Annotated in this window: 21 protein-coding genes and 1 pseudogene; 9 read left to right on the top strand and 13 right to left on the bottom strand. The window is 72.1% G+C overall.

What is annotated here, in order from left to right:
* The first annotated feature begins 41 nt into the window (after nucleotides 1–41).
* Together FHX39_RS09525 and FHX39_RS09530 are read left to right on the top strand one after the other, a co-directional pair.
* Nucleotides 42–656 (top strand): TetR/AcrR family transcriptional regulator, encoded by a 615-nt coding sequence (locus FHX39_RS09525; protein WP_332836756.1) that lies wholly within the window; start codon nucleotides 42–44, stop codon nucleotides 654–656.
* 35 nt (nucleotides 657–691) lie between these two features.
* Nucleotides 692–1,720 carry an LLM class flavin-dependent oxidoreductase gene (locus FHX39_RS09530; protein ID WP_183341196.1) on the top strand — a complete coding sequence of 343 codons (1,029 nt, stop codon included), beginning with the start codon at nucleotides 692–694 and terminating at the stop codon, nucleotides 1,718–1,720.
* Between the two features lie 16 nt (nucleotides 1,721–1,736).
* On the opposite strand, the gene FHX39_RS09535 is transcribed toward FHX39_RS09530, so the two are convergent.
* The 6 genes from FHX39_RS09535 to FHX39_RS09555 form a co-directional block, all read right to left on the bottom strand.
* On the bottom strand, nucleotides 1,737–2,357 hold the full coding sequence (locus FHX39_RS09535; protein WP_183337872.1) for a hypothetical protein: 621 nt from the start codon (nucleotides 2,355–2,357) through the stop codon (nucleotides 1,737–1,739).
* Complete coding sequence (locus tag FHX39_RS21105; protein ID WP_198423331.1) at nucleotides 2,354–2,971, bottom strand: molybdopterin-dependent oxidoreductase; 618 nt, start codon at nucleotides 2,969–2,971, stop codon at nucleotides 2,354–2,356. The genes FHX39_RS09535 and FHX39_RS21105 overlap by 4 nt, the downstream gene beginning before the upstream one ends.
* Entirely contained in the window at nucleotides 2,968–3,600 is a 633-nt protein-coding gene (locus FHX39_RS20680; protein ID WP_198423332.1) for a hypothetical protein, read from the bottom strand. Before FHX39_RS20680 ends, FHX39_RS21105 begins: the two co-directional genes overlap by 4 nt.
* Nucleotides 3,601–3,699: 99 nt before the next feature.
* Nucleotides 3,700–3,933 (bottom strand): hypothetical protein, encoded by a 234-nt coding sequence (locus FHX39_RS09545; RefSeq protein ID WP_183337874.1) that lies wholly within the window; start codon nucleotides 3,931–3,933, stop codon nucleotides 3,700–3,702.
* A 165-nt stretch (nucleotides 3,934–4,098) separates the two neighbouring features.
* Nucleotides 4,099–4,713 (bottom strand): RNA polymerase sigma factor, encoded by a 615-nt coding sequence (locus FHX39_RS09550; protein WP_198423333.1) that lies wholly within the window; start codon nucleotides 4,711–4,713, stop codon nucleotides 4,099–4,101.
* A 201-nt stretch (nucleotides 4,714–4,914) separates the two neighbouring features.
* A complete protein-coding gene (locus tag FHX39_RS09555; protein WP_183337876.1) occupies nucleotides 4,915–5,457 on the bottom strand; it encodes a helix-turn-helix domain-containing protein in 543 nt (180 codons plus the stop codon).
* 45 nt (nucleotides 5,458–5,502) lie between these two features.
* Between FHX39_RS09555 and FHX39_RS21110 the strand changes: the two genes are divergently transcribed.
* On the top strand, nucleotides 5,503–6,759 hold the full coding sequence (locus tag FHX39_RS21110; RefSeq protein WP_332836757.1) for a benzoate/H(+) symporter BenE family transporter: 1,257 nt from the start codon (nucleotides 5,503–5,505) through the stop codon (nucleotides 6,757–6,759).
* 112 nt (nucleotides 6,760–6,871) lie between these two features.
* On the opposite strand, the pseudogene FHX39_RS09560 reads toward FHX39_RS21110, so the two are convergent.
* Nucleotides 6,872–8,308 (bottom strand): annotated as a pseudogene (locus tag FHX39_RS09560) (MFS transporter); the annotation flags it as partial.
* Here FHX39_RS09560 and FHX39_RS09565 point away from each other — a divergent pair.
* On the top strand, nucleotides 8,202–8,942 hold the full coding sequence (locus FHX39_RS09565) for a TetR/AcrR family transcriptional regulator (RefSeq protein ID WP_183337880.1): 741 nt from the start codon (nucleotides 8,202–8,204) through the stop codon (nucleotides 8,940–8,942). The pseudogene FHX39_RS09560 and the gene FHX39_RS09565 overlap by 107 nt on opposite strands.
* Nucleotides 8,943–9,014: 72 nt before the next feature.
* Here the strand turns inward: FHX39_RS09565 and FHX39_RS09570 are convergent, their stop codons facing one another.
* Nucleotides 9,015–10,715 carry an FAD-dependent monooxygenase gene (locus FHX39_RS09570; RefSeq protein WP_183337882.1) on the bottom strand — a complete coding sequence of 567 codons (1,701 nt, stop codon included), beginning with the start codon at nucleotides 10,713–10,715 and terminating at the stop codon, nucleotides 9,015–9,017.
* Between the two features lie 67 nt (nucleotides 10,716–10,782).
* Between FHX39_RS09570 and FHX39_RS09575 the strand changes: the two genes are divergently transcribed.
* On the top strand, nucleotides 10,783–11,346 hold the full coding sequence (locus tag FHX39_RS09575; RefSeq protein ID WP_183337884.1) for a TetR/AcrR family transcriptional regulator C-terminal domain-containing protein: 564 nt from the start codon (nucleotides 10,783–10,785) through the stop codon (nucleotides 11,344–11,346).
* On the opposite strand, the gene FHX39_RS09580 is transcribed toward FHX39_RS09575, so the two are convergent.
* On the bottom strand, nucleotides 11,299–12,711 hold the full coding sequence (locus FHX39_RS09580) for a sensor histidine kinase (RefSeq protein WP_198423334.1): 1,413 nt from the start codon (nucleotides 12,709–12,711) through the stop codon (nucleotides 11,299–11,301). The two genes, FHX39_RS09575 and FHX39_RS09580, sit on opposite strands and share 48 nt — an antisense overlap.
* A 65-nt stretch (nucleotides 12,712–12,776) precedes the next feature.
* Nucleotides 12,777–13,451, bottom strand: coding sequence for a response regulator transcription factor (locus FHX39_RS09585; RefSeq protein WP_183337886.1), 675 nt, complete (start codon nucleotides 13,449–13,451; stop codon nucleotides 12,777–12,779).
* 166 nt (nucleotides 13,452–13,617) lie between these two features.
* On the opposite strand from FHX39_RS09585, the gene FHX39_RS09590 reads away from it, so the two are divergent.
* Entirely contained in the window at nucleotides 13,618–14,100 is a 483-nt protein-coding gene (locus tag FHX39_RS09590) for a hypothetical protein (RefSeq protein WP_183337888.1), read from the top strand.
* 11 nt (nucleotides 14,101–14,111) lie between these two features.
* On the opposite strand, the gene FHX39_RS09595 is transcribed toward FHX39_RS09590, so the two are convergent.
* Nucleotides 14,112–16,232, bottom strand: coding sequence for a beta-galactosidase (locus FHX39_RS09595; RefSeq protein WP_183337890.1), 2,121 nt, complete (start codon nucleotides 16,230–16,232; stop codon nucleotides 14,112–14,114).
* 50 nt (nucleotides 16,233–16,282) lie between these two features.
* Here FHX39_RS09595 and FHX39_RS09600 point away from each other — a divergent pair, with 50 nt between their 5' ends.
* Together FHX39_RS09600 and FHX39_RS09605 are read left to right on the top strand one after the other, a co-directional pair.
* A complete protein-coding gene (locus tag FHX39_RS09600; protein ID WP_232530605.1) occupies nucleotides 16,283–16,594 on the top strand; it encodes a winged helix-turn-helix transcriptional regulator in 312 nt (103 codons plus the stop codon).
* Between the two features lie 66 nt (nucleotides 16,595–16,660).
* Entirely contained in the window at nucleotides 16,661–17,251 is a 591-nt protein-coding gene (locus tag FHX39_RS09605) for a DUF1349 domain-containing protein (RefSeq protein ID WP_183337894.1), read from the top strand.
* A 267-nt stretch (nucleotides 17,252–17,518) separates the two neighbouring features.
* Here FHX39_RS09605 and FHX39_RS09610 read toward each other — a convergent pair whose 3' ends face one another.
* Complete coding sequence (locus FHX39_RS09610) at nucleotides 17,519–18,190, bottom strand: DsbA family oxidoreductase (RefSeq protein WP_183337896.1); 672 nt, start codon at nucleotides 18,188–18,190, stop codon at nucleotides 17,519–17,521.
* Between the two features lie 89 nt (nucleotides 18,191–18,279).
* A complete protein-coding gene (locus FHX39_RS09615) occupies nucleotides 18,280–20,124 on the bottom strand; it encodes a hypothetical protein (protein ID WP_183337898.1) in 1,845 nt (614 codons plus the stop codon).
* Nucleotides 20,125–20,509: 385 nt separating this feature from the next.
* Between FHX39_RS09615 and FHX39_RS09620 the strand changes: the two genes are divergently transcribed.
* The gene (locus FHX39_RS09620) at nucleotides 20,510–22,183 is read left to right on the top strand and encodes a ribonuclease J (RefSeq protein WP_232530606.1); all 1,674 of its coding nucleotides are present in this window, start codon (nucleotides 20,510–20,512) and stop codon (nucleotides 22,181–22,183) included.
* Nucleotides 22,184–22,279: the final 96 nt, after the last annotated feature.

Raw genomic sequence — 22,279 nt, forward strand, 5'->3', positions numbered from 1 at the left:
TACCATCTGAGACTTAGGTTGACCCGGGGTAGGGTTCGACCGTGACGCAGCAGCCTCCAGCCCCGACCCCGGTGCCGTCCTCGCTCGTCGAGCGCAAGCGGCTGCTCGTCCGTCAGCGCATCGTCGAGGCCGCCGACGAGCTGTTCTCCGCCCGCGGGTTCGGCGACGTCTCGGTCACCGACATCGCGGCCCGGGCCGACGTGGGCCGCTCGACGTTCTTCCGCTACTTCGGGGACAAGACGGAGGTCGTGTTCGCGAAGGAGCAGGCCATGCTCGACGCGATCGCGGAGGCGGAGGGTGACCGCACCGCCGGTGCCGCACGAACCGCTGCGGAGGCCGTCGCACAGCTGCGCCCGCTCGTGATCGACCTGTGCGACCGGGCGGCCGGCGACCAGGAAGCCTTCGAGCGCCACTACGAGCTGCTCGAGCAGCATCTCGAGCTCCGCGCCCGCGACGCGCTCAAGACCCAGCAGATCGCCGGCCGGCTCGGCGACGTCCTGCGCAGCCGCGGGACCGAGGAGACCCTGGCCGTGTTCGCCGCCCAGATCGCCCTGGCCTGCTACCAGAGCGCCCGGCAACGGGCGAGCACAGCCGGGAGCCTGACCCGAGCCGCCGAGGACGCGTTCCAGGAGGCGCTCGGGCTGGGCCGCGGCTGACCCGGCCGGTCAAGCTCCGTGAGAAGGTGACGTCCATGCATATCGGCGTGGACAGCTTCGTCTCCGAGGTGACCGACCCGAAGACCGATCACGTCGTCGGGCCCGCCGAACGGATGGCGCACCTGCTCGAGGAGATCGCGCTGGCCGACCGCGTCGGCCTCTACTCCTTCGGCATCGGGGAGCACCACCGCTCCGAGTACTACGACTCGGCACCGCCGGTCATCCTCGCTGCCGCGGCCGCCCGTACGGAGCGCATCCGGCTCGGTAGCGCGGTCAAGGTGCTGAGCGCCGACGACCCGGTCCGCGTCTTCCAGCAGTTCGCGACGCTGGATCTGATCTCGAACGGTCGCATCGACCTCGTCGTCGGACGCGGCTCGTTCACGGAGTCGTTCCCGCTGTTCGGCCTCGACCTCGCCGACTACGACGCGCTGTTCGAGGAGAAGCTCGACCTGCTCCTCCAGCTGCGCGACAACGTGGAGGTGACGTGGTCGGGCCGGTTCCGGCCGCCGCTGGTCAAGCAGGGCGTGTTTCCGCGCCCGGTGCAGGACCCGCTGCCGATCTGGGTCGGCGTCGGCGGGACGCCGCAGTCCTTCGCCCGCGCCGGGCTGCTCGGGCTGCCGTTGATGATCGCGATCATCGGCGGGGAGCCGCGCCAGTTCGCCCCGCTGGTCGACCTCTACCGCCGGGCCGGTGCCCACGCGGGCCACGCCCCGGACAAGCTGCAGGTCGGGCTGCACGTCTTCGGCTACGTGGGAGAGAGCACCCAGGCCGCAGCCGACACGATCTACCCCGGCTGGCACAAGATGTTCACCTCCGTGTCCCGTGAGCGGGGGTTCGCCCCGCCGAACCGACCGCAGTTCGACGCGACCGCCGGCCCGAACGGCGCGTTCTTCATGGGCGACCCGCAGACCGTGGCGGACAAGATCCGGCGCGTCGCCGAGCAGCTCGGCGGGGTCGACCGCCTCTCGCTGCAGATGACGAACCCGCTCCTGGCCCACGACGACCTGCTGCGCGGCATCGAGCTGCTCGGCACCGAGGTCGCACCGCTCGTCGCCGACGTCTGACCGAGCGGTCGGCTGCTCAGCCGATTCTGCTGGGAAGGCCCTGCCGGCGCCTGGCCCGGATGGTGATGATCACCACGGCAGCCGCCGTGAGGACCATGATCACCAGCAGGGTGACGACGAGCCGCGTCGCGTAGTCGCCGGGCAGGACGGTGGGGTTGGCGGTGCCGAGGTGCTGGGCGTAGATCTCGGGCAGGACGACGAGCACCAGGAGTCCGCCGATCACGAAGCCGGCCTTGACGAGGCCGACCGCGACGTCGGGCAGCCGGCCCAGGCTCCGGTGGGTGATCGCCCGGAGGAGGACCAGCACGGGGGCGAGGACGCCGTCCTGCAGCACCACGGCGGCACCGAGCCACAGAGCGAGCCAGAGGTAGCTGCCGGGCTGGACCGCGTGGAGGACCTTCCAGGCACCGACGAGCAGCACCACTGCTCCGAGGGCGCCGAGCACGAGCCGGACCCGTCGTACGGCGACGGCGGGGGCTCGCTCGGCGACGGGTGGAGCGACGTCGGCCGCGGGGAGGGCGGGCGTGGCGGCGGTCTCGAGCCGGTCGACGTAGCGGGTGAGCGCGTGCCTGGTGGTGAGGACCCCGGCCACCGTCACCAGACCCCAGGCGAGCCCGATGATGCGCAAGGGCCTCACGCGATCGCCTCGACGCTGCTGAGCCACTTGGTCTGCAGGACCCCGGGCCGGTTGGGCGCGATCAGCCGGGCCGGGTAGCCGTGGTCGAGGCTGAGGGTCTCGCCGTTGAGCCGGAGCGCGACCAGGGTGGTCTCGTTCGTGACGAACTCGGGGCCCATCTCGGTGACCCGGTACACGCCCTGGGGCTCGAGGCTGGTGAAGCGCACCCGCGTCTGGGGTGGTGCGCCGGTCAGGGCCATCAGGTCGCGGACGCGCACTCCGACCCAGTGGGCGCTGACGCTCCACCCCTCGACGCAGGCGATGGGCAGGGTGACGCTCGTCTGGAGGAGGTCGCCGAGGTCGGCCCGGCTCAGGGCCAGAGTGGTGGCGCCGGCGGTGACCTGCAGGCGCCAGGCGGGGTCGTTGGCGGCGTCGGCCACGGCGGCGGCCGCGGCGGTCCGGTTGACGGGGACCTGCTGGGGGCTGTCGCGCTGGGTGCGCGGAGCGAACAGGTTGCTGCCGTGCAGCAGCCCGAAGCTCTGTCCAGCGGTGAGCGCGGTCAGGCCGGCGGTCGCGACGCCGACGGTGGCGATGAAGCCGCGTCGGCTGGTCGTGATCTTGTTCTGCTTGGTCACCGTCGTCCCTCCAGCGGGGCCTCGAGCTCGCCGGGGTGCTCAGCAGCGGCCCGTGGTCCACCGGTCTCGCGCAGGTCGCTGCCTCGACGCCAGTAGCGCAGGATCTTGGGCAGCTGGACGGCGACGTGCAGCGCGATGGAGCCGACGATGACCCAGGCCAGGGCGTAGTGGACGTCGCGGAACGCGAAGTGCTGCCAGGGATACCACTGGTAGGTGTTCAGCAGACCCATCGCGAGCTGCAGCAACGAGCTCGACACCAGCACCGCGATCGAGAGTCGTTCGGCGAGCTGGAGCAGGCCGCGGAAGGGTGGGAAGGCGAACAGCTTCGGGTACACCGTCCAGAGCTTGGCGAGCAGCAGCGGGATGCACGCGATTCCGGTGACGACGTGCAGGCCCTGGGTGATCCGGTAGAGGTTCGTCGGCCAGGTGGGGAACCGCATGCCGGGCAGCGGGTTCTGCAGGAAGTGGCTGTACAGGCCGGTGCCGAAGCAGACGAGGAAGCCGGCGGCGAGCACCCGACCGAGGACCACCGTGACCCGGGTCGTCCGGGCCGGGGTGGCCAGCCGGGCCTGGAGCCGGCCGGCCTGGCGTTGCCCGATGACGTTGACGACGTCGCTCAGGAGGCTCATGGGTCCATCCGATCGGTGCTGGTGGCGCTGAGGGTCTTGCTGCCGTTGGTTGCCCGGGGAGCAGGCGTCTTACCGACCACCGTGAGTTTGCGGCTCCCGTCAGGTGCGCTGCTCAGAAGCGGTCCGCATCAGGCTCAGCAGGCCGCGGTAGTCCTCCCCGCAGGGGTCGCAGCTCTCGAGGTGCGCCGTGATGCCGGGCAGCGTGTGATCGGGGTCGTTCCCGGCCAGGACGAGCTCGGCGTACACGTCGATGAGGTGCCAGGTCTCCTCGCAACCGGCGTCGCGGGGGTCGGTGGTCAGGAGCGCGCGGAGTCCACCCGACCGGTCTCCCACACCCCACCTCCGCCCTGCTGCAGTCGACGACCCTGCCGACCCTAGCGCCCGTCTCCCGCAGCGCGGCCGACTTCACCTCGTTCGCATCCCCCAGGCCAAACCTTCTTACCTGGCCCGCGTCGTGCGGCGGACGGTCGAGCAGCGCGGGGACCGAACGCGCTCGGGTCAGTCGGGTGCGACCTCCAGGAAACCCTGCTCGCCCAGGTAGAGGCGGAGCTTTCGCCGGGCGTCGAACATCGCCTTGTAGACCGCGTTGCGGTTGGTGCCGAGCTCGGCGACGAGCGCGTCGAGGGGCACCCCGTCCACCACCAGGGCGACGAAGATGCGGCGCTGGTGCGGGGTCATGGCCTCGTCGACGCCGCGGCGGACGGCGGCCAGCAGCTCGCGGGCCTCGGCGGACGTGTCCGGCGCCACCCCCAGGGCGTCGGGCAGCCGTTCCCAGGCCTCGGCGTCGAGGTGGCGGCTCTCCCGTCGCCACGCATGGCGGGCGAGCTTGGAGGAGACCTCGAGGACGACGAACTTGTACGCCCAGGTGGTGAAGCGGCTCTCGCCGCGGAAGGAGTCGAGGCGACGCAGGATGGACATGACGGCGTCCGCGGCGGCCTGCTGAGCGATGTCGTCGAGCTCGACGCCGGCCACACCGTTGTAGCCCGAGCGTCGTGCGGCCTCGGCGTGCGCCGCGCGCAGCAGGAGCGCGTGCAGCTCGCCCGTGGCGTCGTCACGCGTGGGCGAGCTCACGTCGAGGGCCCGCACCCAGCGCTCCGAATCGGCGTCGCTCACCTCGATCCCTTCCTCGGCACGGCGCCGGTCGTCCCGAACCGATCGGCGGGCACCCGCGGCGCGACGGCATCGTCACGCCTCACCGGGAGGTCCTTCCCGCGATCGTCGTGAACCTATCCGCCTCTCGAGCGGACCCTGCCCGTGAGCCTCGGCGTCGATGGGACGCCCGCCAGCGCAGTGGGCGGCCGCCGCTGTGGCGGGTCAGCGCGTCGAGGTGATGACGAGCACCGCCGAGCAGGCTTCTCCGTCGAGCGGGCGGTAGCGGTGAGCGCCCGCGCTGGAGAACGACACCGAGTCGCCCGGGTCGAGCACCGCCGTGCCCTCCCGGTGGCGCACCTCGAGCCGGCCGGCGGTGACCAGCACGTGCTCGCGCACCCCGGGTCCGTGGGCGGGGGAGCGGCGGTCGGCGTCCGGCTGGAAGGCGAGCCGGTAGATCTCGACGGTGCTTCCGTCGGCCGTGGTCTCGGTGCTGAGCAGCGTGGCGGTCAGGCCGTCGGCCGACACCTCGGTGCCGGGTTCGTCCGCCAGCAGGGTGGCGAGCGGGACATCGAGCGGACCCGCGAGGGCGTAAAGGGTGGCGAGCGTCGGGTTCCGCTGCCCCGCCTCGATCTCCGAGAGCGACCCCTTCCCGATCCCGGCCGCCGCAGCCAGGGCCGAGAGGCTCAGCCCGCGGTCGCCGCGCAGCTCGCGCAGGCGCTCGCCGAGCGCCGCAAGGTCGGGCGCGCGGCTTCCGGCGGGGCTCACGCGCTCAGGGTAGCGTTCTGTTTACAGAACGACGAGGAGGAGCAGATGTCCGATCACCTGCGTCCGGTGGTGGCCGGGCTGGTGACGGCCCTGGTGGGGTCGACCAGCTCGTTCGCGGTGGTGCTGGCCGGGCTCCGTGCCGTCGGCGCGTCTCCGGCTCAGGCCGGCTCCGGCCTGCTCGCGCTCTTCGTCACCATGGGTCTGGCGACCGTGGTGGTCTCGGCCCGTACGCGGATGCCCGTCACCTTCGCCTGGTCGACGCCGGGGGCGGCTCTGCTCGTCGGCACGGGCGGCGTCGTCGGCGGTTGGCCGGCGGCGGTCGGGGCGTTCCTGGTCACCGGCCTGCTGATCACGGCCACGGCGGTCTGGCCCGGGCTGGGTCGGCTGATCGCGCGCATCCCGGCTCCCGTCGCCCAGGCCATGCTCGCGGGCGTCCTGCTCTCGTTGTGCCTGGCCCCGGCCCGGGCGGCGGTCTCGACCCCGTGGCTCGTGCTGCCCGTGATCGCGGTCTGGCTGGTCCTGCTGCGGCTGGCGCCACGCTGGGCGGTACCGGCGGCGTTCGTGGTCGTGGTCGTGATCGTCGTCGCCGTGACCGGCGGCCTGCCCGGAGACCGCAGCCTGCTGCCGACGCCGGTCTGGACGACCCCGACGTGGAGCACCCAGGCACTGATCGGGCTCGCCGTGCCGCTCTACGTGGTCACCATGGCCTCGCAGAACGTCCCGGGCGTGGCGGTGCTCGCCTCGTTCGGCTACCGCACGCCGTGGCGGCCGGCCATGGCCGTGACCGGCGTCGGCACGCTGCTGGGCGCCCCGTTCGGCGGGCACGCCATCAATCTCGCGGCCATCAGCGCCGCCCTCTCGGCGTCACCCGACGTGCACCCCGACCCGGAGCGGCGCTGGATCGCCGCGCAGACCGCAGGATGGGCGTACGTCGCGCTCGGTCTGGTCTCGACCGGCCTGGTGGAGCTGGTCGCGCGGGCGCCGGCGGGACTGGTGGAGACGGCGGCCGGACTCGCCCTGCTCCCGACGTTGGCCGCGTCCCTGGCCGGTGCGCTCGCGGGGCCGGAGCTCCGGATCCCCGCGGTGGCGACCTTCGTGGTGGCCGCCGGGGGAGCGAGCGTGCTCGGGATCGGACCCGCCTTCTGGGCCCTGGTCGTCGGCCTGGTGGCCTGCGGGGTGCTCAGACCGTGGCGTGCTCGGGCTCGGACGGTACGGGCTCCTCGGTGGCGTGCGAGTCGGTCAGGGACAGCGAGCCGATCGTCGCGATCACCCCGACCAGGACGGCGACGGCCAGGTAGATGACGCGTTCGCCGTCGAAGTAGGCGTGCACGAGGTCGGGGCTCCAGACGCCCACCGGCAGCCGCGTGGTGACGAGGGCCGCGATGAGCGTTCCCACGACGGCCGTGCCGAGGCTGCTGCCGATCTCCTGCGAGGTGTCGTTGAGCGCCGCCCCGATGGAGGTCTGGTTCTCCGGCATCGCCTTGACGAGAGCGACGGCGCAGATCGTCATGATCGTCCGCAGCCCGGTCGTCAGCACCACCATGCAGACGGCGATGGCGAGGTAGCCGTGCGAGACGGCCCAGGACATGCCGACCAGCGAGCCGACCAGGAGCGCCGTCCCGGTGAGGCAGGCCAGGCGGTGGCCGAGCCGGGCGGCGAGCTGCTCGGCGACCGGTGTCGCCGCGATCATCGTGAGGATCAGGGGCAGGTTCGCCAGGCCGGCGCGCATCGGGCTCCAGCCGTACGCGTACTGGAAGTGCAGGATCAGGCCGAACATGACGCTGGCCATGGTGACCGAGGCCCCGAGCTGGGTGATCGCCGCGCCGCGCGCAGGACCCGTGCGGAAGATCGCGAGGTCGATCATCGGCGATTCGGCGTGGCGCTCGCGCAGGACGAAGCCGACGACGGCCACGACGGTGCCGACCGCGCAGGCGACGGTGAGCGGGGAGAGCCAGCCGTGCTCGACGCCGCTGGTGAGGGTGTAGCAGCCGAGACCGATGGCGGCCACGGTGAGCGCGGTGCCGGGCAGGTCGAGGCGCTCGGACGTCAGGTCGGCACGTCGGTCGGCCGGGACCCCGGCGCGGACGCCGAGCCAGGCGATCAGGGCGATGGGGGCGTTGATCACGAGCAGCCACTGCCAGCTGAGGTGGGTGAGGACCGTCCCGCCCAGCAGGGGACCGAGCACGAAGCCCGACATGCCGACGATCATCACCACGGTGATCGAGCGCATCCGCAGCTTTTCGTCGTCGAAGAGCCGGAAGATCAGCGACATCGTGACCGGCGCCATCGCCGCGGCGGCCAGCCCGAGGGCGGCGCGCAGGGCGATGAGCTGACCGATGCTCGTGACGAGGACGACGGCCAGGCTGATGAGGCCGAACGCGGCGAGCCCGGTCAGCAGCACCCGCCGTCGGCCGAACCGGTCCGCAGCGGACCCGGCGGTGAGCAGCAGCCCACCGAAGGTGAGGGAGTAGGCCCCGGTCACCCACTGCAGCCCGGTCGTCCCGCTCTCGAGCGAGCGTCCGATCGTGGGCAGGGCGATCGAGAGCAGCGTGTTGTCGACCATCTCGACGAAGAAGGCCAGGCAGAGCGCGGCCAGAGGGATCGCCGCGGCGCGCAGCGAGGTGTACGTGGGAGCTTTCGTGGTGGTGACGATCGTGGTGCTCATGGCGGCCTGTCTCTCGAACGCCGTACGACTATCGAACGACGTTCTAGACGATAGAACGCTGTTCGGTAGGATGCAAGCCATGGCTGCAGATCGATCGACGACGACCGGTCCCGACCCCACCGAGGCCCGGGGCCGCGGTCGTCGGCGGGCGTCGCACTCGCTCGACACGGTGCTGGGCGAGGCCATCGCGATCCTCGACGAGTCGGGCGAGCCGGCCCTGACCTTCCGCGCCCTGGCGGCACGGCTCGGCGGTGGCGTCGCGAGCATCTACTGGTACGTCGCCAGCCGCGACGAGCTGCTCGAGCGGGCGACGGAGGAGGTGATGGGCCGGGTCGTGGCCGAGACCGAGCCGCTGACGCACGGGCCGGACCCGATCGCCAACGTGCGGGCGATCGCCCTCGCCCTCTTCGACGAGTTCGTCCGACGGCCGTGGTTCGGCCAGCTCATGCTGCGCAACAACGGGCTCCAGCCGCACTCGATGCTGATGTTCGACCGGCTCGGCCAGCAGCTCATGAAGCTCGACCTGACCCCCCGGCAGCGGTTCCACGCGGTGTCGTCGATCGTCAGCTACGTCGTCGGGGTCGCGGTCGACCTCGCCGAACCGCCGCCGCGCGAGTTCCTCGAGAGCGGCATGGAGCCCAGGGAGTTCCTGGCCATGTACGCCGAACGCTGGCGTGCGCTCGACCCGGAGGGGTACCCCTTCGCGCATCAGGTCGCGGACGAGTTCGCGACGCACGACGACCTCGAGGTGTTCCGGTCGGGGCTCGACCTGCTGCTGGCCGGGCTACGCCTCCAGGCCGGCTCCGGATCGACACGATGAACCGCTAGGCGACGACGAGCAGCGCTGGCGTCGCGTACGGGGAGCACGGGGCGGCGCGACGACCGAACGAAGTCAGCCAGCCGTCGCCGGGGCGGCCTGGGTGGACTCGCCCGCCCAACGGTCCAGCGCCGCCGTGAGCCCCGCGGCAGCCTCCGCGGCGTCGGTGCTGTCGGTCGCCCAGGCGATCACCCCGTCGGGGCGGACGAGGAGTCCGGTCGCCGTCCGATAGGCGTCGGGACAGGCGGTCGATGCCGCACGCTCCGTCACGGTCTCGACGCGGTCGTTCCAGGCGTCGGAGATCGCGGCGAGGTCGCCGCCGAGGCGGTCGAGCAGGACGAACCGGCCGGTGTGGAAGTGGTCGGCCAGTCGGCCCCCGTCGGCCAGGGGCGTGTCGCCGACCTGGCGCCCGACCAGCGCGTGCCGGGACGTGTCGTCCTCGTGGTCCGCCGTCGGGTTGAGGTCGTAGCGCTGCGCGACACCCGAGGTGACCAGGACCAGGTGCGTGGTGGTGGCGGTGTTCGCCAGCAGCTCCTGCGCCACGATCCGGCGTAGCTGGATGGTCTTGTCGTCGCCGCGCATGAGGGCGACCTGGGCGCGGGTCCAGTCGAGCACCTGGGCGCCGATCGGGTGCCGCTCGGTCGTGTAGGTGTCGAGCAGGCCCTCGGGCGCCCAGCCGTGGATGGTCGCGGCGAGCTTCCAGCCGAGGTTGACGGCGTCACCGGCGCCGAGGTTGAGGCCCTGCCCGCTGAAGGGGGAGTGCACGTGGGCGGCGTCGCCGGCCAGCAGCACCCGGCCGGCGCGGTAGGTGGTGGCCTGGCGGGCGTTGTCGGTCCAGCGGGTCGCCGCGCCGTGGATCGCGCGGACGGTGACCTCCTGCCCGGTGACCAGGCGGATGCTGGCCTGCAGCTCCGCCGCGGTCACCGGCCGGTCACGGACCGCCCGGTCAGGAGCGCCGGTGAACTGGACGGTCAGGATCCGGCCGGGGACCGGGCCGAGGCTGTAGACCCCGGTGGGCGTGTGGTGCCAGCCGCGCCCCAACCCGTCGGTGCCGTCCAGGTCCGCGATCGCCTGGTAGCCGGTGATCTCCGCGTCCGTGCCGACGAAGTCGATCCCCGCCGTCCGGCGGATGCTGCTGCGTCCGCCGTCGGCGCCGATCACCCAGCCGACCCGGAGCGGACCGCGGCTCGTCGACAGCCGTCGGCCCACCTCGACCCCCTCCTCGTTCAGGAGCGGGTCCATCGCGGTCACCTCGACGCCGCGCACCACCTCGACCCCGAGCCCGGCCAGGTGTGCGAGCAGCAGCGCCTCCACCTCGCTCTGCCTCACCAGCGTGGACCCGCCGGACCCGGCGTGGGCCGTGATGTCCGGGTCGGCCTGGTCGACGAGGTCCGGACGGAAGAAGAGTCCGGCGAAGTGGCCGGTGCTCGGGAACGGCGGACGACCACCGGCAGGGGGGCGGCCGCCCATCGGCGGCAGCGGCGTGCCGTTCGCGGCGGCGAAGGCCTTGAGCTCCTCCCCGAACCGCCGCTGCGCCGCCTCAGCCGCGGGGCGGAGCCCGCGCCGGTCCAGGATCTCGGCCGTGGCGACGTTGATCGAACCCGCCTTGATCGTCGTGTCCGGCGTCTCGTACCGGTCCAGCACGACGACGTCCACCCCGGCCAGGGCGAGCTCGGCCGCGACGAGCAGCCCGGTCGGACCCGCGCCGACCACGCCGACCTGGTGGTCGAGCTCGGACGGAACCACGGGCGGAGAGGTGGTCGCAGACGCAGTCATGGTCTCTCGAATCTATCGGTGAACGGGAACTCTGACCACGTTACCGATCGGCGATAGAGTTCACAACGTGACGAAGATCAACCGGCAGCAGATCGTCGACGAGGCGCTCGCCCTGCTCGACGAGGTGGGGCTCGACGGGTTCAGCACGAGACGGCTGGCGCAGCGGCTCGGGGTGGAGCAGCCGACGCTCTACTGGCACTTCAAGCGCAAGGAGGACCTCCTCACCGCGATGGCCGAGGCAACCCTCGCGCCCCACGGCGCAGCGGCGCTGCCCGAGCCGGGTGACGACTGGCAGGAGTGGTTCCTCGAGAACTACCGCAGCTTTCGCCGGGTGCTGCTGCAGCACCGGGACGGCGCACGGCTCCACGCCGGGACCTTCCCGAGCGCCGAGGGCCTCGACCGGTTGCTCCGCAAGTTCGCCTTCCTCGGCGACGCCGGTCTGCCGGAGCAGGACGCGCAGATGGGGATGCTGGCCGCGAGCCGCTTCACCGTCGGCAGCGCGCTCGAGGAGCAGTCCGAGAACGACAGCCAGCCGTCCGCCGACCTGCCTCCGATCGACCACGACCGGGCGTTCGAGGCGGGACTACGCCTCCTGGTCGGCGGTCTCGCCCGTACCCGGCCGCCCGGGTGACGGCCGGGGCTCGGCCGGCTGTCCGGCCGGGTCGGTCGTGACCCGCAGAGGAAGGGTCAGGCAGAAGTCAGCGCCCCCACCGGTCGGCTCCACCGGCACGCAGACGAGGTCACCACCGTGAGCCCTGGCGATGCCGCGGGCGATGGCCAGTCCCAGGCCGATGCCGCCCGAGTCGGCGCTCCTCGCCGGGTCGAGCCGGACGAGCCGGTCGAAGATCCGCTCGCGATCGGCGGCCGGGACGCCGGGGCCGTCGTCGCGTACGTGCACCACGGCGAGGTCACCGTGGACGGCGGACGTCACCGTGACCGTGCCACGGGGTCCGGCCGCGCGACGGGCGTTGTCCATGAGGTTGCGCAGCGCTCCGCGGAGCGAGGTGAGGTCGCCGCTCACGACAGGAGCGGCCCCGGCTGCCGTGATGGTGGCGGTGGGGGAGAGGAGGCGGGCCCGGACGACCTCGTCGTCCACCAGCCGGGCGACCTCCACGGGGGCCAGGTCCAGCGCGGGGCTGGTGTCGAGACGAGCCAGGGCGACGAGGTCGTCGACCAGCCGGCCTGCTCGCTGGGCCTCGGCGATCAGCAGCACCTCCAGGTGCTCGCGGTCGCCCACGTCGAGGGTGCCGCCGTGCTCGAGCAGCGTCTCGGCCGCCGCCCGTACGCCCGTCAGCGGCGTACGGAGCTCGTGCGCCGCGTCGGCCACGAAGGCCCGGACCCGCTCCTCGGCGCGCAGTGCGTCCGTCTCGGCCGTCCGCGACTGCGCTTCCGCGCCCTCCAGCTCGTCGAGCATCTCGTCGAACGCCTGGGCGGTCCGGCCGATCTCGGTGTGGGTCCTGGTCGGGGAGAGGCGTCGACCGCGGGCCCCTCCGGCGATGCCCTGGGCGAGCGCGGCCATCGCGTCGAGCGGTCGCAGCGCGAGCCGTACGGCCAGGGCGACGAGCGCCGCGCTCAGCGCGAGCGCCACGAGCCCGCCCACGAGCAGGATGCGGCGCAGAGACTGCAGCGCCCCCGTCGCCAGCGACGAGTTGACGCTCAGGGTGAGCTCGGCGCCGTCGACCCGGGTTGGACCGTTGAGCCGCGTGGTGACCGTCTGCACGCCGCCGCCCACCGGGAGCGGGCTGCCGATGACGGTGCCGTCGCGCAGCTGTAGCGAGGCAAGGACGCCGTCGACGCCGACCCGGTTGACGATCTGCTGGGGGCGGACGCCGGACCGGGCGAGCTGGCGGGCCAGCTGGGCGCGCCCGCTGAGCAGGGCGTCGACGTTGCGCTCGGACTGGGTGGCGAAGACCGACTGCACCGACAGCGACAGCACCAGCAGGACGACGACCAGGACCACCATGACGGCCGCGATGACCCGGGTCCTGATCGACACGGTACCGAGCCGGGGGCGGGCGGGATCGGTGCCGGCGACCGTCGCGGGCGCCGGGACCGGGCCCCTCACTCGGTCTCCGCGAGCCGGTAGCCGCGGTGGCGGACGGTGTGCACCAGCCGCGGCTGTCCGCCGGCCTCGAGCTTCCGCCGCAGCGAGGAGACGTGCACCTCGACGAGGTTGGGGTCGAAGCCGTCGTAGCCCCAAACCGAGGTGAGGAGCTGGGTCTTGGTCACCACCCGCTCCCGGTGGGCGGCGAGGTAGGCGAGCAGGCGCCGTTCGGTGTCGGTGAGGTCCAGGGTCCGGCCGGCCCGGCGCACCACGGCGGCGTCCTGGGTGAGCGTGAGGTCGCCGACCGCGCTCGCACCGCCTTCCGGCTGCGTCCGTCGGAGCACGGCACCGATGCGGGCGACGAGCTCGGCCATGGCGAAGGGCTTGACGAGGTAGTCGTCGGCCCCGGCGGCGAGCCCGGTCAGCCGGTCGTCCAGCCCGTCGCGCGCGGTCAGCACCAGGACGGCGGCGCGGCTGCTGCGGCGCAGGACCGGGAGGAGGGTGAAGCCGTCTCGGCCCGGAAGCATCAGGTCGAGCACGACGAGATCGGGCCCGAACGCGCCGAGCCGGTCCTCGAGGTCGTCACCGTCCGCCTGTGACTCGACCACGAAGCCCCGGGACCGCAGGGCGGTCTGCACCGCGACCCGGATGGTCTCGTTGTCCTCGACCACGAGGATCCGCGACGCGCTCATGCCCTCATGATGCCCAGCGCTCCGACGATCCCGGGCCCTCGAACGGCGCTCACCGGCTGAACGACCGCTGAAGGTCTTCCGCTCGTGCTGCCGATCGGTCCACGAGCGCTCCGAGACTGGCGTCAGCAGGGGGCCGACGCGGTCCCCACCGAGCGGAAGAAGCCCCATGAAGAAGCCCCTCGTCCTCCTCGCGACCGCTGCCGCCACCCTCGCTCTCGCGGGTGCCGTCGGTGCCGGCGTCGCCTCCGCCGACCCCACCCCGGCGCCGACCTCGAGCCCGGCCCCCACCGCCTCGGCCGCTCCCACCCCGGGACCCGGCCGCAGCGCCACCAAGCCCGACCAGGGGGCCAAGAAGAAGCGCGACCTGACCCGGCGCGCTCTGCACGGAGAGGTCACGGTGGGGGCCAAGAAGCCTCGGGTGGTCGCCTTCCAGCGGGGCGTGGTCTCCGCGGTCAGCGGCAGCTCCGTGTCGGTGAAGAGCGCCGACGGCTTCGTCGGCACCTACGCGGTCGGACCGCAGACCAAGGTCCGTGAGGCGAAGAAGGAGGCCGGCATCGGCGACGTGTCGACCGGGGACCACGTCCGGGTCGTCGCAGCCAAGAACGGTCAGACCCTGACCGCGACCCGCATCGTCGACCGCACCGAGTAGGACGACCCCGTTCAGCGGGAGCCGACGGCGGAGTCGGACGAGTCGGCCGTGACGCGAAGGACCAGTGCCGCCCGTGGTGGGAGCGAGATGGTGCTGCCGCCGGCGAGGCTGGTCTGGCGGACCAGGTCGGTGACGTCGGTCGGCGCGACCACGCTGGCGGGTTCGCCCGACCAGTTGGCGACGAAGGCGACCGCTCCAGCCGGGGTGGTGCCGGTCGAGACGGTCACCGAGCCAGCCGCGCGCCAGGCGGCCGACGTCGGATCGGGCAGCAGCCAGCGCCCGACGCTGCGACCGAGGGCGGGGTTCGGCACGGTCGCCAGGTAGCTGATGCGACCCCGGCCGAGGGCCTTGGTCGTCAGTGCGGCCCGGGCGCCCAGCTCGTTGTCGTCGAACTCGAGGACCACGTCGGCCGAGTCCACCTTCAGCACGTCGACCCAGTCGGTCCCGGCCGCACCCGCCGCGAGGTCGAGCCGGGCTCCGGCGGCGGAGACCGGCAGGGGTGCCGAGAGGTTGCTGTACTCGTCGTAGTGCACGCCCGCGGGCTCGGCCAGACGGTCGGGGGCGACCGCGCGGCGGGCTCGGGCCAGCTCGTCGCCGTAGCCGGTCCGGATCCCGACCAGGAGGTGGCCGCCTGCTGCCGCGTAGGCCTCCAGGTGGTCCAGGACGGCGTCCTCGGCGACGTAGACGGCGGGGGCGACCAGCACGGGGTGCTGCTCGGCAAGGGCCGCGGGATCGTGGTCGAGGAACTGGCGTACGTGCTGGACGCGGATCTGGGCGCCGGCGTCGAACAGGCCGCGGTAGAGCGCGTCGAAGATCCTGAGGTACGCGTTCGGGTCGGGCGCGCCCGACGGCAGGGCCAGCGGTGGGGAGGACTCGAACGACCACCTGGTGTCGCTGGAGTAGAGCAGCAGCACCTCGCCGTCGGGGACGTAGTCGTCGAGCGACGTCCCGAGCGCGGCCAGGTCCGCGCCGAGCGCGGCGACCTCGGCGTAGATGCGGCCCGGGACCTGGCTGTGGGGCAGCACGCCGCCCCAGTACGTCTCCGCGCCGAAGTGCAGGGTGTGCCAGTGCCAGTACTCCACCATCCGTGACCCCCGCGCCAGCAACGCGAACGCGGCCTGCCTGATCTGGCCCGGGTAGGGCGGGTGGTTCTGCCAGGACCCGCCGATGGACTGGGCGTTGGTCTCGGTGACGAGGAACGGGGCCTGGGCCGACGACCAGGCGCGGTCGCCCCAGGCGAACAACGACGGCACGTCCGCGTGCCACCAGGTGTCGGTCTCCACGCTCTCGGCCCCGAGCGTCAGACCGTCCTGCATCTTGTAGTAGGGGTTGCCGGCCGCGACGTCGAGCGAGCGGACCAGCTCGTCGTCAGAGACCTGCGGGCGCGAGTAGGAGATGCAGGTGGTGACGAACTGGCCCTCGCGGGCGTAGGTGCGGACGAGGTCGGCCTGCCAGGCGATCAGGTCGGTGGCGAGGGTGGACTGGAAACGGCGCCACTCGAGCTCGTACTGGGGCATGAGGTTGCCGTCCGGACGCCACAGCTCGGACCAGTCGGAGAGGCGGTGCGACCAGTAGACGAGCCCCCAGGCCTCGTTCAGCGTCTCGACGTCGCCGTAGCGGTCGCGGAGCCAGGCGACGAACGCGGCGAAGGTGTGGTCGTTGTGCGGGAGCTGCAGGCCCGGCTCGTTGTCGACCTGGTAGCCGATCACGGCCGGGTGGTCCGCGTAGCGGGCGACGACCTTCCGCACGATCCGCTCGGCGTAGAACCGGTAGGCCGGGTGGCTCTGGTCCATCTCCTGCCGCGCACCCCAGCCGACCCGCTGCCCGGTCGTCGTCTCGGCGGCGATCTCGGGGTGCAGCCGCTGCAACCAGGGTGGGACGGCGTACGTCGGGGTCCCCAGGATCACGCCGATCCCGCGGGCCTGGGCCGCGTCGAGCACCGGCTGGAGCCAATCGAGGTCGAACACGCCCTCGCGCGGCTCCCAGGTCGACCACACCGACTCGCCCACCCGGATCACGGAGAAGCCTGCCGCCTTCATCAGGTCGAGGTCGCGCTCGACCGTCCCGGCGGGCTGGTACTCCGCGTAGTAGGCAGCGCCGAACAGCACGCCGGAGAAGGGGATGTGAGCCACCGTCGACCTCCCTGTTGTCGATGACGTGCCGATGCTTCGACAACCTAGCGATGAAGCTTGCTGCCCCTCATGATCTTCGGCGACTCCTGGAACCTGCTGATCCTGCGCGAGGCGTCTACGGCAGGCGCCGCTTCGACCAGGTGCAGCGCGCCCTCGAGATCGGCCGCAACATCCTCACCGACCGGGTCGGCACCCTCGTCGGGGAGGGGCTGCCCGAGCGGGCCCCGTACCAGGAGCGGCCGACCCGGTACGAGTACCGGCTCACCGCGGGAGGTCGCGACACCTTCCCCGTCCTGCTCGCCATGGCCACCTGGCGGTGTGCGCACACCCTCGGCCCGCACGAGTCCTCCGTGGCTTACTGATGACCGTGGCCGATGTGCTCCGTCGTCCAGATCAGGCACTGACCGTGAACAGACCGAGAGGCAACCGTGACGCACACCATCGCCTGGACCGACGGGACCTGGACCCACCAGCCCGCCCACGTCATCAGCAAGGAGGATGGCCTCTACGCCACCGCGCGCGAGGGCAGCGACGCCTGGCGCACCACGTCCTACGGCTTCGTCCACGCCTCGGAGCACGCGTTGCTAGCCGGCCTCGAGCCGGAGTCGGCCGTCGAGGTGCAGTTCCGTCTCGACTTCTCGGGACAGTTCGACCAGGCGGGCATCTACGTCAGGGTCGACGACGAGACCTGGATCAAGGCCGGCGTGGAACTGAGTGACGGCGAGGAGAGCCTCGGAGCTGTCGTCACGCAGGGCACCTCCGACTGGTCGCTGTCCCCAGTTCCTGGCTGGGCGGGACGCCTGGTGACGATCCGTGGCAGCCGATCGGGCAACGCATTCACCGTTCGCGCCCGCGTCGACGACGAGCCCTGGCGGCTCGTACGCGTGGCACCGCTCGACCCGGAGGCCACGGTCGCAGCGGGACCCTTCTGCTGTGCGCCGACCCGAGCCGACCTCACCGTCCACTTCACGTCCTGGCGCGTCACCGAGCCCGACGACAGCCTGCACCCAGACGCCTGACCCGGGTTCACGTCGGACCACGCAGCCGAGGGCGACGCGCTCGCCGCGACGAGCTGCGGGCGCCGCCCGGTCTCCGCGGGTACCTCGAACCGACGCCTCACCCTGAGGAGGTGAGGGCGGGAACCTTCCAGGCAGGAGAGAGGTCCCGCTCCTGATCCTCGGGAGCTGAGACCCGCTCCGGAACCTCGGGAACCGGGCAGAAGTCGCCCTCGCACGCGGCGGCCGTCGGGTCGCCGACGAGCACGAGAGGACTCACCGGAGCGGTCGTCACCTCGCCACGCCTTCGGCGGAGACCTGGTCGCGCTCGGCTCGCGCCTGCCGCAGGACGTCGGTGAAGGTCGCGGGATCCTGCGCCCCGGAGACGCCGTACCTGCCGTCGATCACGAAGAACGGCACCCCGCGGATGCCGTACACCTCCGCCTGGGCGACGTCGGCCTTGACGTCGGCGAGGAACGTCTCTGCCTCGAGGGCGGTGACCACCTCGGCCCGGTCGAGCCCGATCTCGGCGGCGAGGTCCGCGAGGTCGTCGACGCGCCCGACGTGGTGTCCCTCGACGAAGTACGCCTTGAGGAGGCGCTCCTTCATGTCGAGCTGGCGGCCCTTGCTCTTCGCGAAGTGGACCAGCTCGTGCGCCTTCACCGTGTTGGTCTGGTGGACGTGCTCGTAGTCGAAGTCGAGCCCGACGCTCGAAGCGATGCCGGTGACCCGTTCCAGCATCTCCGTCACCTGGGCGACGGGCATCCCCTTGCGCTCGCTCAAGTACTCGAGCGCGGTGCCCTCGTAGTCCACCGGGGTGTCCGGGGCGAGCTCGAACGAGTGGTACTCCACCTCGACGCCGCCGCCGAACTGGGCAGCCCCGTCCTCGAACTTGCGCTTGCCGATGTAGCACCAGGGGCACTGCACGTCGGACCAGATGTCGACCTTCACGGCTTCGCTCATGCAGCACGCAACCAGGACCGGTGGAACGCGTATTCCCACGGCGCGGAGCCCGGTACGCGAGGCCCGCCCGACGGGCGGAGCCACGGCCCTCAGCCTCCGCTGGACCTGGGCGTCGGCTTCGCCGCCAGCCGGTAGCTGCGGGTGTCGCTCTGCGCGCCGGTCACGTAGTTGGTGGCGCTGACGTCCAGGAAGCGGACGGCGGTGTAGTCCTTCGGCGGCGCGAACGTGCAGTCCGAGACCGTCGCCCCGGCGGCGAGGCGACGACGCTCGCACGACCACCCGCGCGGCGGCGACGCGACCGGTGTGCCGTCGGTCGTGCGCCAGCGGAAGTACAGGTTGACCGGGGTCCCCTGCAGGTCGGACGCCCCGAGGACGACGTGGACCTGCTGGCCCACCTCGACGGTGGACGCCGTGCCCGTCGACGGCGTCGCGGAGCTCCAGCGGGGCTTGTCGTCGACGTCCGGCACGGGAGTCGGGTCGACCAGCAGCAGCCGCTCGACACCCTCGGAGATCGGCTGACGGATCGCCAGGAGCTCGGAGCCTGCCGGCGCGAAGTCCTCGCCGTGCCCCTTGACCGGGCCGAGCAGGACGTGCCGGCGCAGGTCCGCGATGTACTCGGTCGACGCGCTTCCCGAGGGGCCCTTGTAGACGACGCCGAAGCGGCCCGACGCCGAGGACGGCAGCGGGTCGGTCTCGAACTTCTCCGGGACGTAGTAGCAGGCCTCGGGGCTGGGCGGCCCGAACAGGCTCACCGTGTTGGTCGCCGGCGACCACTGCCGCACGGAGGAGCACCCGCCCGGGCCGATGCCGAGGTGGGACGAGCCGTCCTTGGTCCAGTAGCCGTCGATCCTGCCCGGGTACCGGGTGCCTCGGTAGGTGGCGAGCGCGTCGGCCCCGGTCGCGACGTTGCGGTAGTGGTAGGCGTACGGCGCGCTGCGGTAGAGCAGGTACTTCCCGTCCGGCGAGGCCCAGACCGCGTCCTGGGTGGGGATCTCGACCGCCTTGCCCGTCTGCCGGTCCCACAGGAAGGCACCGGGGTAGGCGTAGTAGCCGACCACCCACCGGGCGCTCCGGCCGACGAAGAAGGTGAAGAAGGGGAAGCCGTACGTCGTCGGGAGCGAGACCACGGAGCCGTTGCCGAAGTCGTAGACCACGGGCCTGGAGTCCGACCACCGGTTCACGATCACCGCCGTGCCGTCGCCCGACCAGCTGGCGCTGTCGTTGTAGACGCGCGCCCCGGGCGGGACCTGGCAGGAGGTGCCGGAGCCGAAGCAGCCGTCCTCGGAGTAGTCGGGAGCGCCGCTGTACACCTCGGCGACGAAGCGGTGACCCGTCGGGCTCCAGGAGTGGAACCGGATCTCCTTCTGGGTCGTGGACAGCGGAACACTCGACCGGGCCGCACGGTCGTAGGTGAAGGGGGCGGACTGGGTGGAGCTCCCGGGCGGAGCGGGGTGGAGGTCGGAACGGCCGGTGAAGGACAGGTACGCACCGTCGGCGGAGAGACCGGTGACCCCGGTGACGTGGGCGTCGGGCGCCAGCACGGAGACCTGGCGGCTGGCGGCGTCCCACGCGTAGACCGTGATCTCTCCGGCGCTGACGTTCACCTGCCACTGCAAGGTGTCGGCCTGCGCCGCCCAGCGGGTAAGCGAGCTGTCGCAGACCACGTGCGCGTGGACCAGCCCGAGATCCCGACGGGCCGCGACGTCGTAGAGGTGCAGGTCGCACTGGTCACCCGACGGGACGAGGTGGCTGTAGTACGCCCCGCCGTGGCTGAAACCCGGCTTGCCGTGCTGGCTGTCCGGGCCCAGGTCGGCGACGACGGTCCCCACCCCGGCGTCGCTCGCGGGCGCGGCCGCAGCCGTGGAGATCGGAACCAGCCCGGCACCCGCGCCGCAGAGCAGCAGAGCAACCCACCAACGCCGCCATCTGGTCAAGGTCAGCCGCCTCGGGGGAGAACACGGACGCGCACGCGTGCGGTGGCCTCATCCTGCGCCCGGACGCCCACAGCGTCAACGGTCTGGGCACGCACGGCGCACCAGCGCTCAGCGGGGTGACTTGTGAGCTTGCTCGTCATGCGTCGCGCGGCTGATCTGGGCGTCTGGTCCGGTGCTCATCCTGGGTCACGGTCCTTCAGATCAGCTCGTCGCCTACGCCTTCGCACGTCTTCCAGAGCTCGGCCAGGGCCGTCGGTACTCTGGAGGCCTTGCCCAACGGCTCCGTGGCCTGCGTACGAGGACACGTAGAACCTGTCGCGCACCAGGCTCGACACCGGGCACCAGTTGACTCGATCGATCAGATCACCGAGAAGAAGGCTTCACCTTGACCCCACCTGCACCCAGCACGACCCTGCCCGACCTCGATCGCGCGGGACTCCGCGTCGTCGCCTTCGGCGGTCTGGGGGAGATCGGCCGCAACATGACGGTCCTGGAGTACCGGGGCCGGCTGCTGGTCATCGACTGCGGGGTGCTCTTCCCCGAGGAGCACCAGCCCGGGATCGACGTCATCCTGCCCGACTTCACCTGGATCCGGGACCGTCTCGACCGCGTCGCCGCGATCGTCCTCACGCACGGCCACGAGGACCACATCGGAGGCGTTCCCTACCTGCTCCGCGAACGTCCCAGCATCCCCGTGGTGGGTTCCCGCCTGACCCTCGCCTTCATCAAGGCGAAGCTCGAGGAGTTCCGCATCCGTCCCAAGACCATCGAGGTCGAGGCCGGGCGCAGGATCGACCTGGACACGTTCGACTGCGAGTTCGTCGCCGTCAACCACTCGATCCCGGACGGCCTGGCCGTGGCGGTGCGGACCGACGCGGGGATGCTGCTGCACACCGGCGACTTCAAGATGGACCAGTTCCCCCTCGACGGCCGCATCACCGACCTGCGGGCCTTCGCCCGCCTGGGCGAGGAGGGGGTCGCCCTCTTCCTCACCGACTCCACCAACGCCGAGGTGCCGGGCTTCACCACGTCCGAGCGCGAGCTCACACCCGCCATCGAGACGGTCTTCCGGACCGCCCCGAAGCGCATCATCGTGTCCAGCTTCGCCAGCCACGTGCACCGCATCCAGCAGGTCCTCGACGCCGCGCAGGCCAGCGGCCGCAAGGTGGCCTTCGTCGGGCGCTCCATGGTCCGCAACATGGGCATCGCCCGTGACCTCGGCTACCTGACCATCCCCGAGGGCCTCGTCGTCGACCTCAAGCAGCTCGACCGGCTGCCCGACCGGAAGGTGACGTTGATCTGCACCGGGTCGCAGGGCGAGCCGATGGCGGCGCTGGCCCGCATGGCCAACCGCGACCACATGGTCCGCGTCGGCCAGGGGGACACCGTGCTCCTGGCGAGCTCCCTCATCCCGGGCAACGAGTCGGCCATCTACCGCTTGATCAACGGGCTGTCGCGGCTCGGCGCGAACGTCGTCCACACCGGGAACGCCAAGGTCCACGTGTCCGGGCACGCCAGCGCCGGCGAGCTCGTCTACTGCTACAACATCGTGAAGCCGGCCAACGTGATGCCCGTGCACGGCGAGTGGCGCCACCTGCAGGCCAACGCCGCTCTGGCCGAGCGCACCGGGGTCCCGCGCGATCGGATCGTCGTGGGCGAGGACGGCATGGTGGTCGACCTCGTCGCCGGGCGCGCCTCGGTCGTCGGAACGGTCCCGGCCCAGCACATCTACGTCGACGGTCAGACCGTCGGCGGCGCCACCGAGGCCTCCCTGGCCGACCGCCGGACCCTGTCGCAAGAGGGAGCCGTGACGGTCGTCGGGATCGTCGAGCTGCGGACCGGCCGGCTCGCCGAGGACCTGGACTTCATCGTGCACGGCTTCACCCAGGACCCGGCCGACTTCAACGACGTCACGCCGGCGGTGCGCAGCGCCCTCCGCAAGGCCGGCCCGCTGACCCAGGACGACGCAGAGGCCGTCCTCCGCGACACCGTGTCCCGCTGGATCAGCAAGCGGTTCCGCCGGACACCCCTGGTGATCCCGGTCGTCGTCGAGGAGTGAGAGCGGCGAGAAGATGCTCGGGGGTTCATTCCCTCGCCGCTCATCACCATCTTCACCTCGACGGCGCACATCGCCCAGCCTGGTGAGCGTTCACTC

This window comes from Microlunatus antarcticus, from assembly GCF_014193425.1.
GTDB lineage: Bacteria > Actinomycetota > Actinomycetes > Propionibacteriales > Propionibacteriaceae > Microlunatus > Microlunatus antarcticus.

Bases quoted from the DNA above. Each gene is read 5' to 3' on its own strand.
- FHX39_RS09530 (WP_183341196.1), top strand. From the start codon at position 692: ATGCATATCGGCGTGGACAGCTTCGTCTCCGAGGTGACCGACCCGAAG.
- FHX39_RS20680 (WP_198423332.1), bottom strand. From the start codon at position 3,600: ATGAGCCTCCTGAGCGACGTCGTCAACGTCATCGGGCAACGCCAGGCC.
- FHX39_RS21110 (WP_332836757.1), top strand. From the start codon at position 5,503: ATGTCCGATCACCTGCGTCCGGTGGTGGCCGGGCTGGTGACGGCCCTG.
- FHX39_RS09565 (WP_183337880.1), top strand. From the start codon at position 8,202: ATGGCTGCAGATCGATCGACGACGACCGGTCCCGACCCCACCGAGGCC.
- FHX39_RS09570 (WP_183337882.1), bottom strand. From the start codon at position 10,715: ATGACTGCGTCTGCGACCACCTCTCCGCCCGTGGTTCCGTCCGAGCTC.
- FHX39_RS09585 (WP_183337886.1), bottom strand. From the start codon at position 13,451: ATGAGCGCGTCGCGGATCCTCGTGGTCGAGGACAACGAGACCATCCGG.
- FHX39_RS09590 (WP_183337888.1), top strand. From the start codon at position 13,618: ATGAAGAAGCCCCTCGTCCTCCTCGCGACCGCTGCCGCCACCCTCGCT.
- FHX39_RS09600 (WP_232530605.1), top strand. From the start codon at position 16,283: ATGAAGCTTGCTGCCCCTCATGATCTTCGGCGACTCCTGGAACCTGCT.
- FHX39_RS09610 (WP_183337896.1), bottom strand. From the start codon at position 18,190: ATGAGCGAAGCCGTGAAGGTCGACATCTGGTCCGACGTGCAGTGCCCC.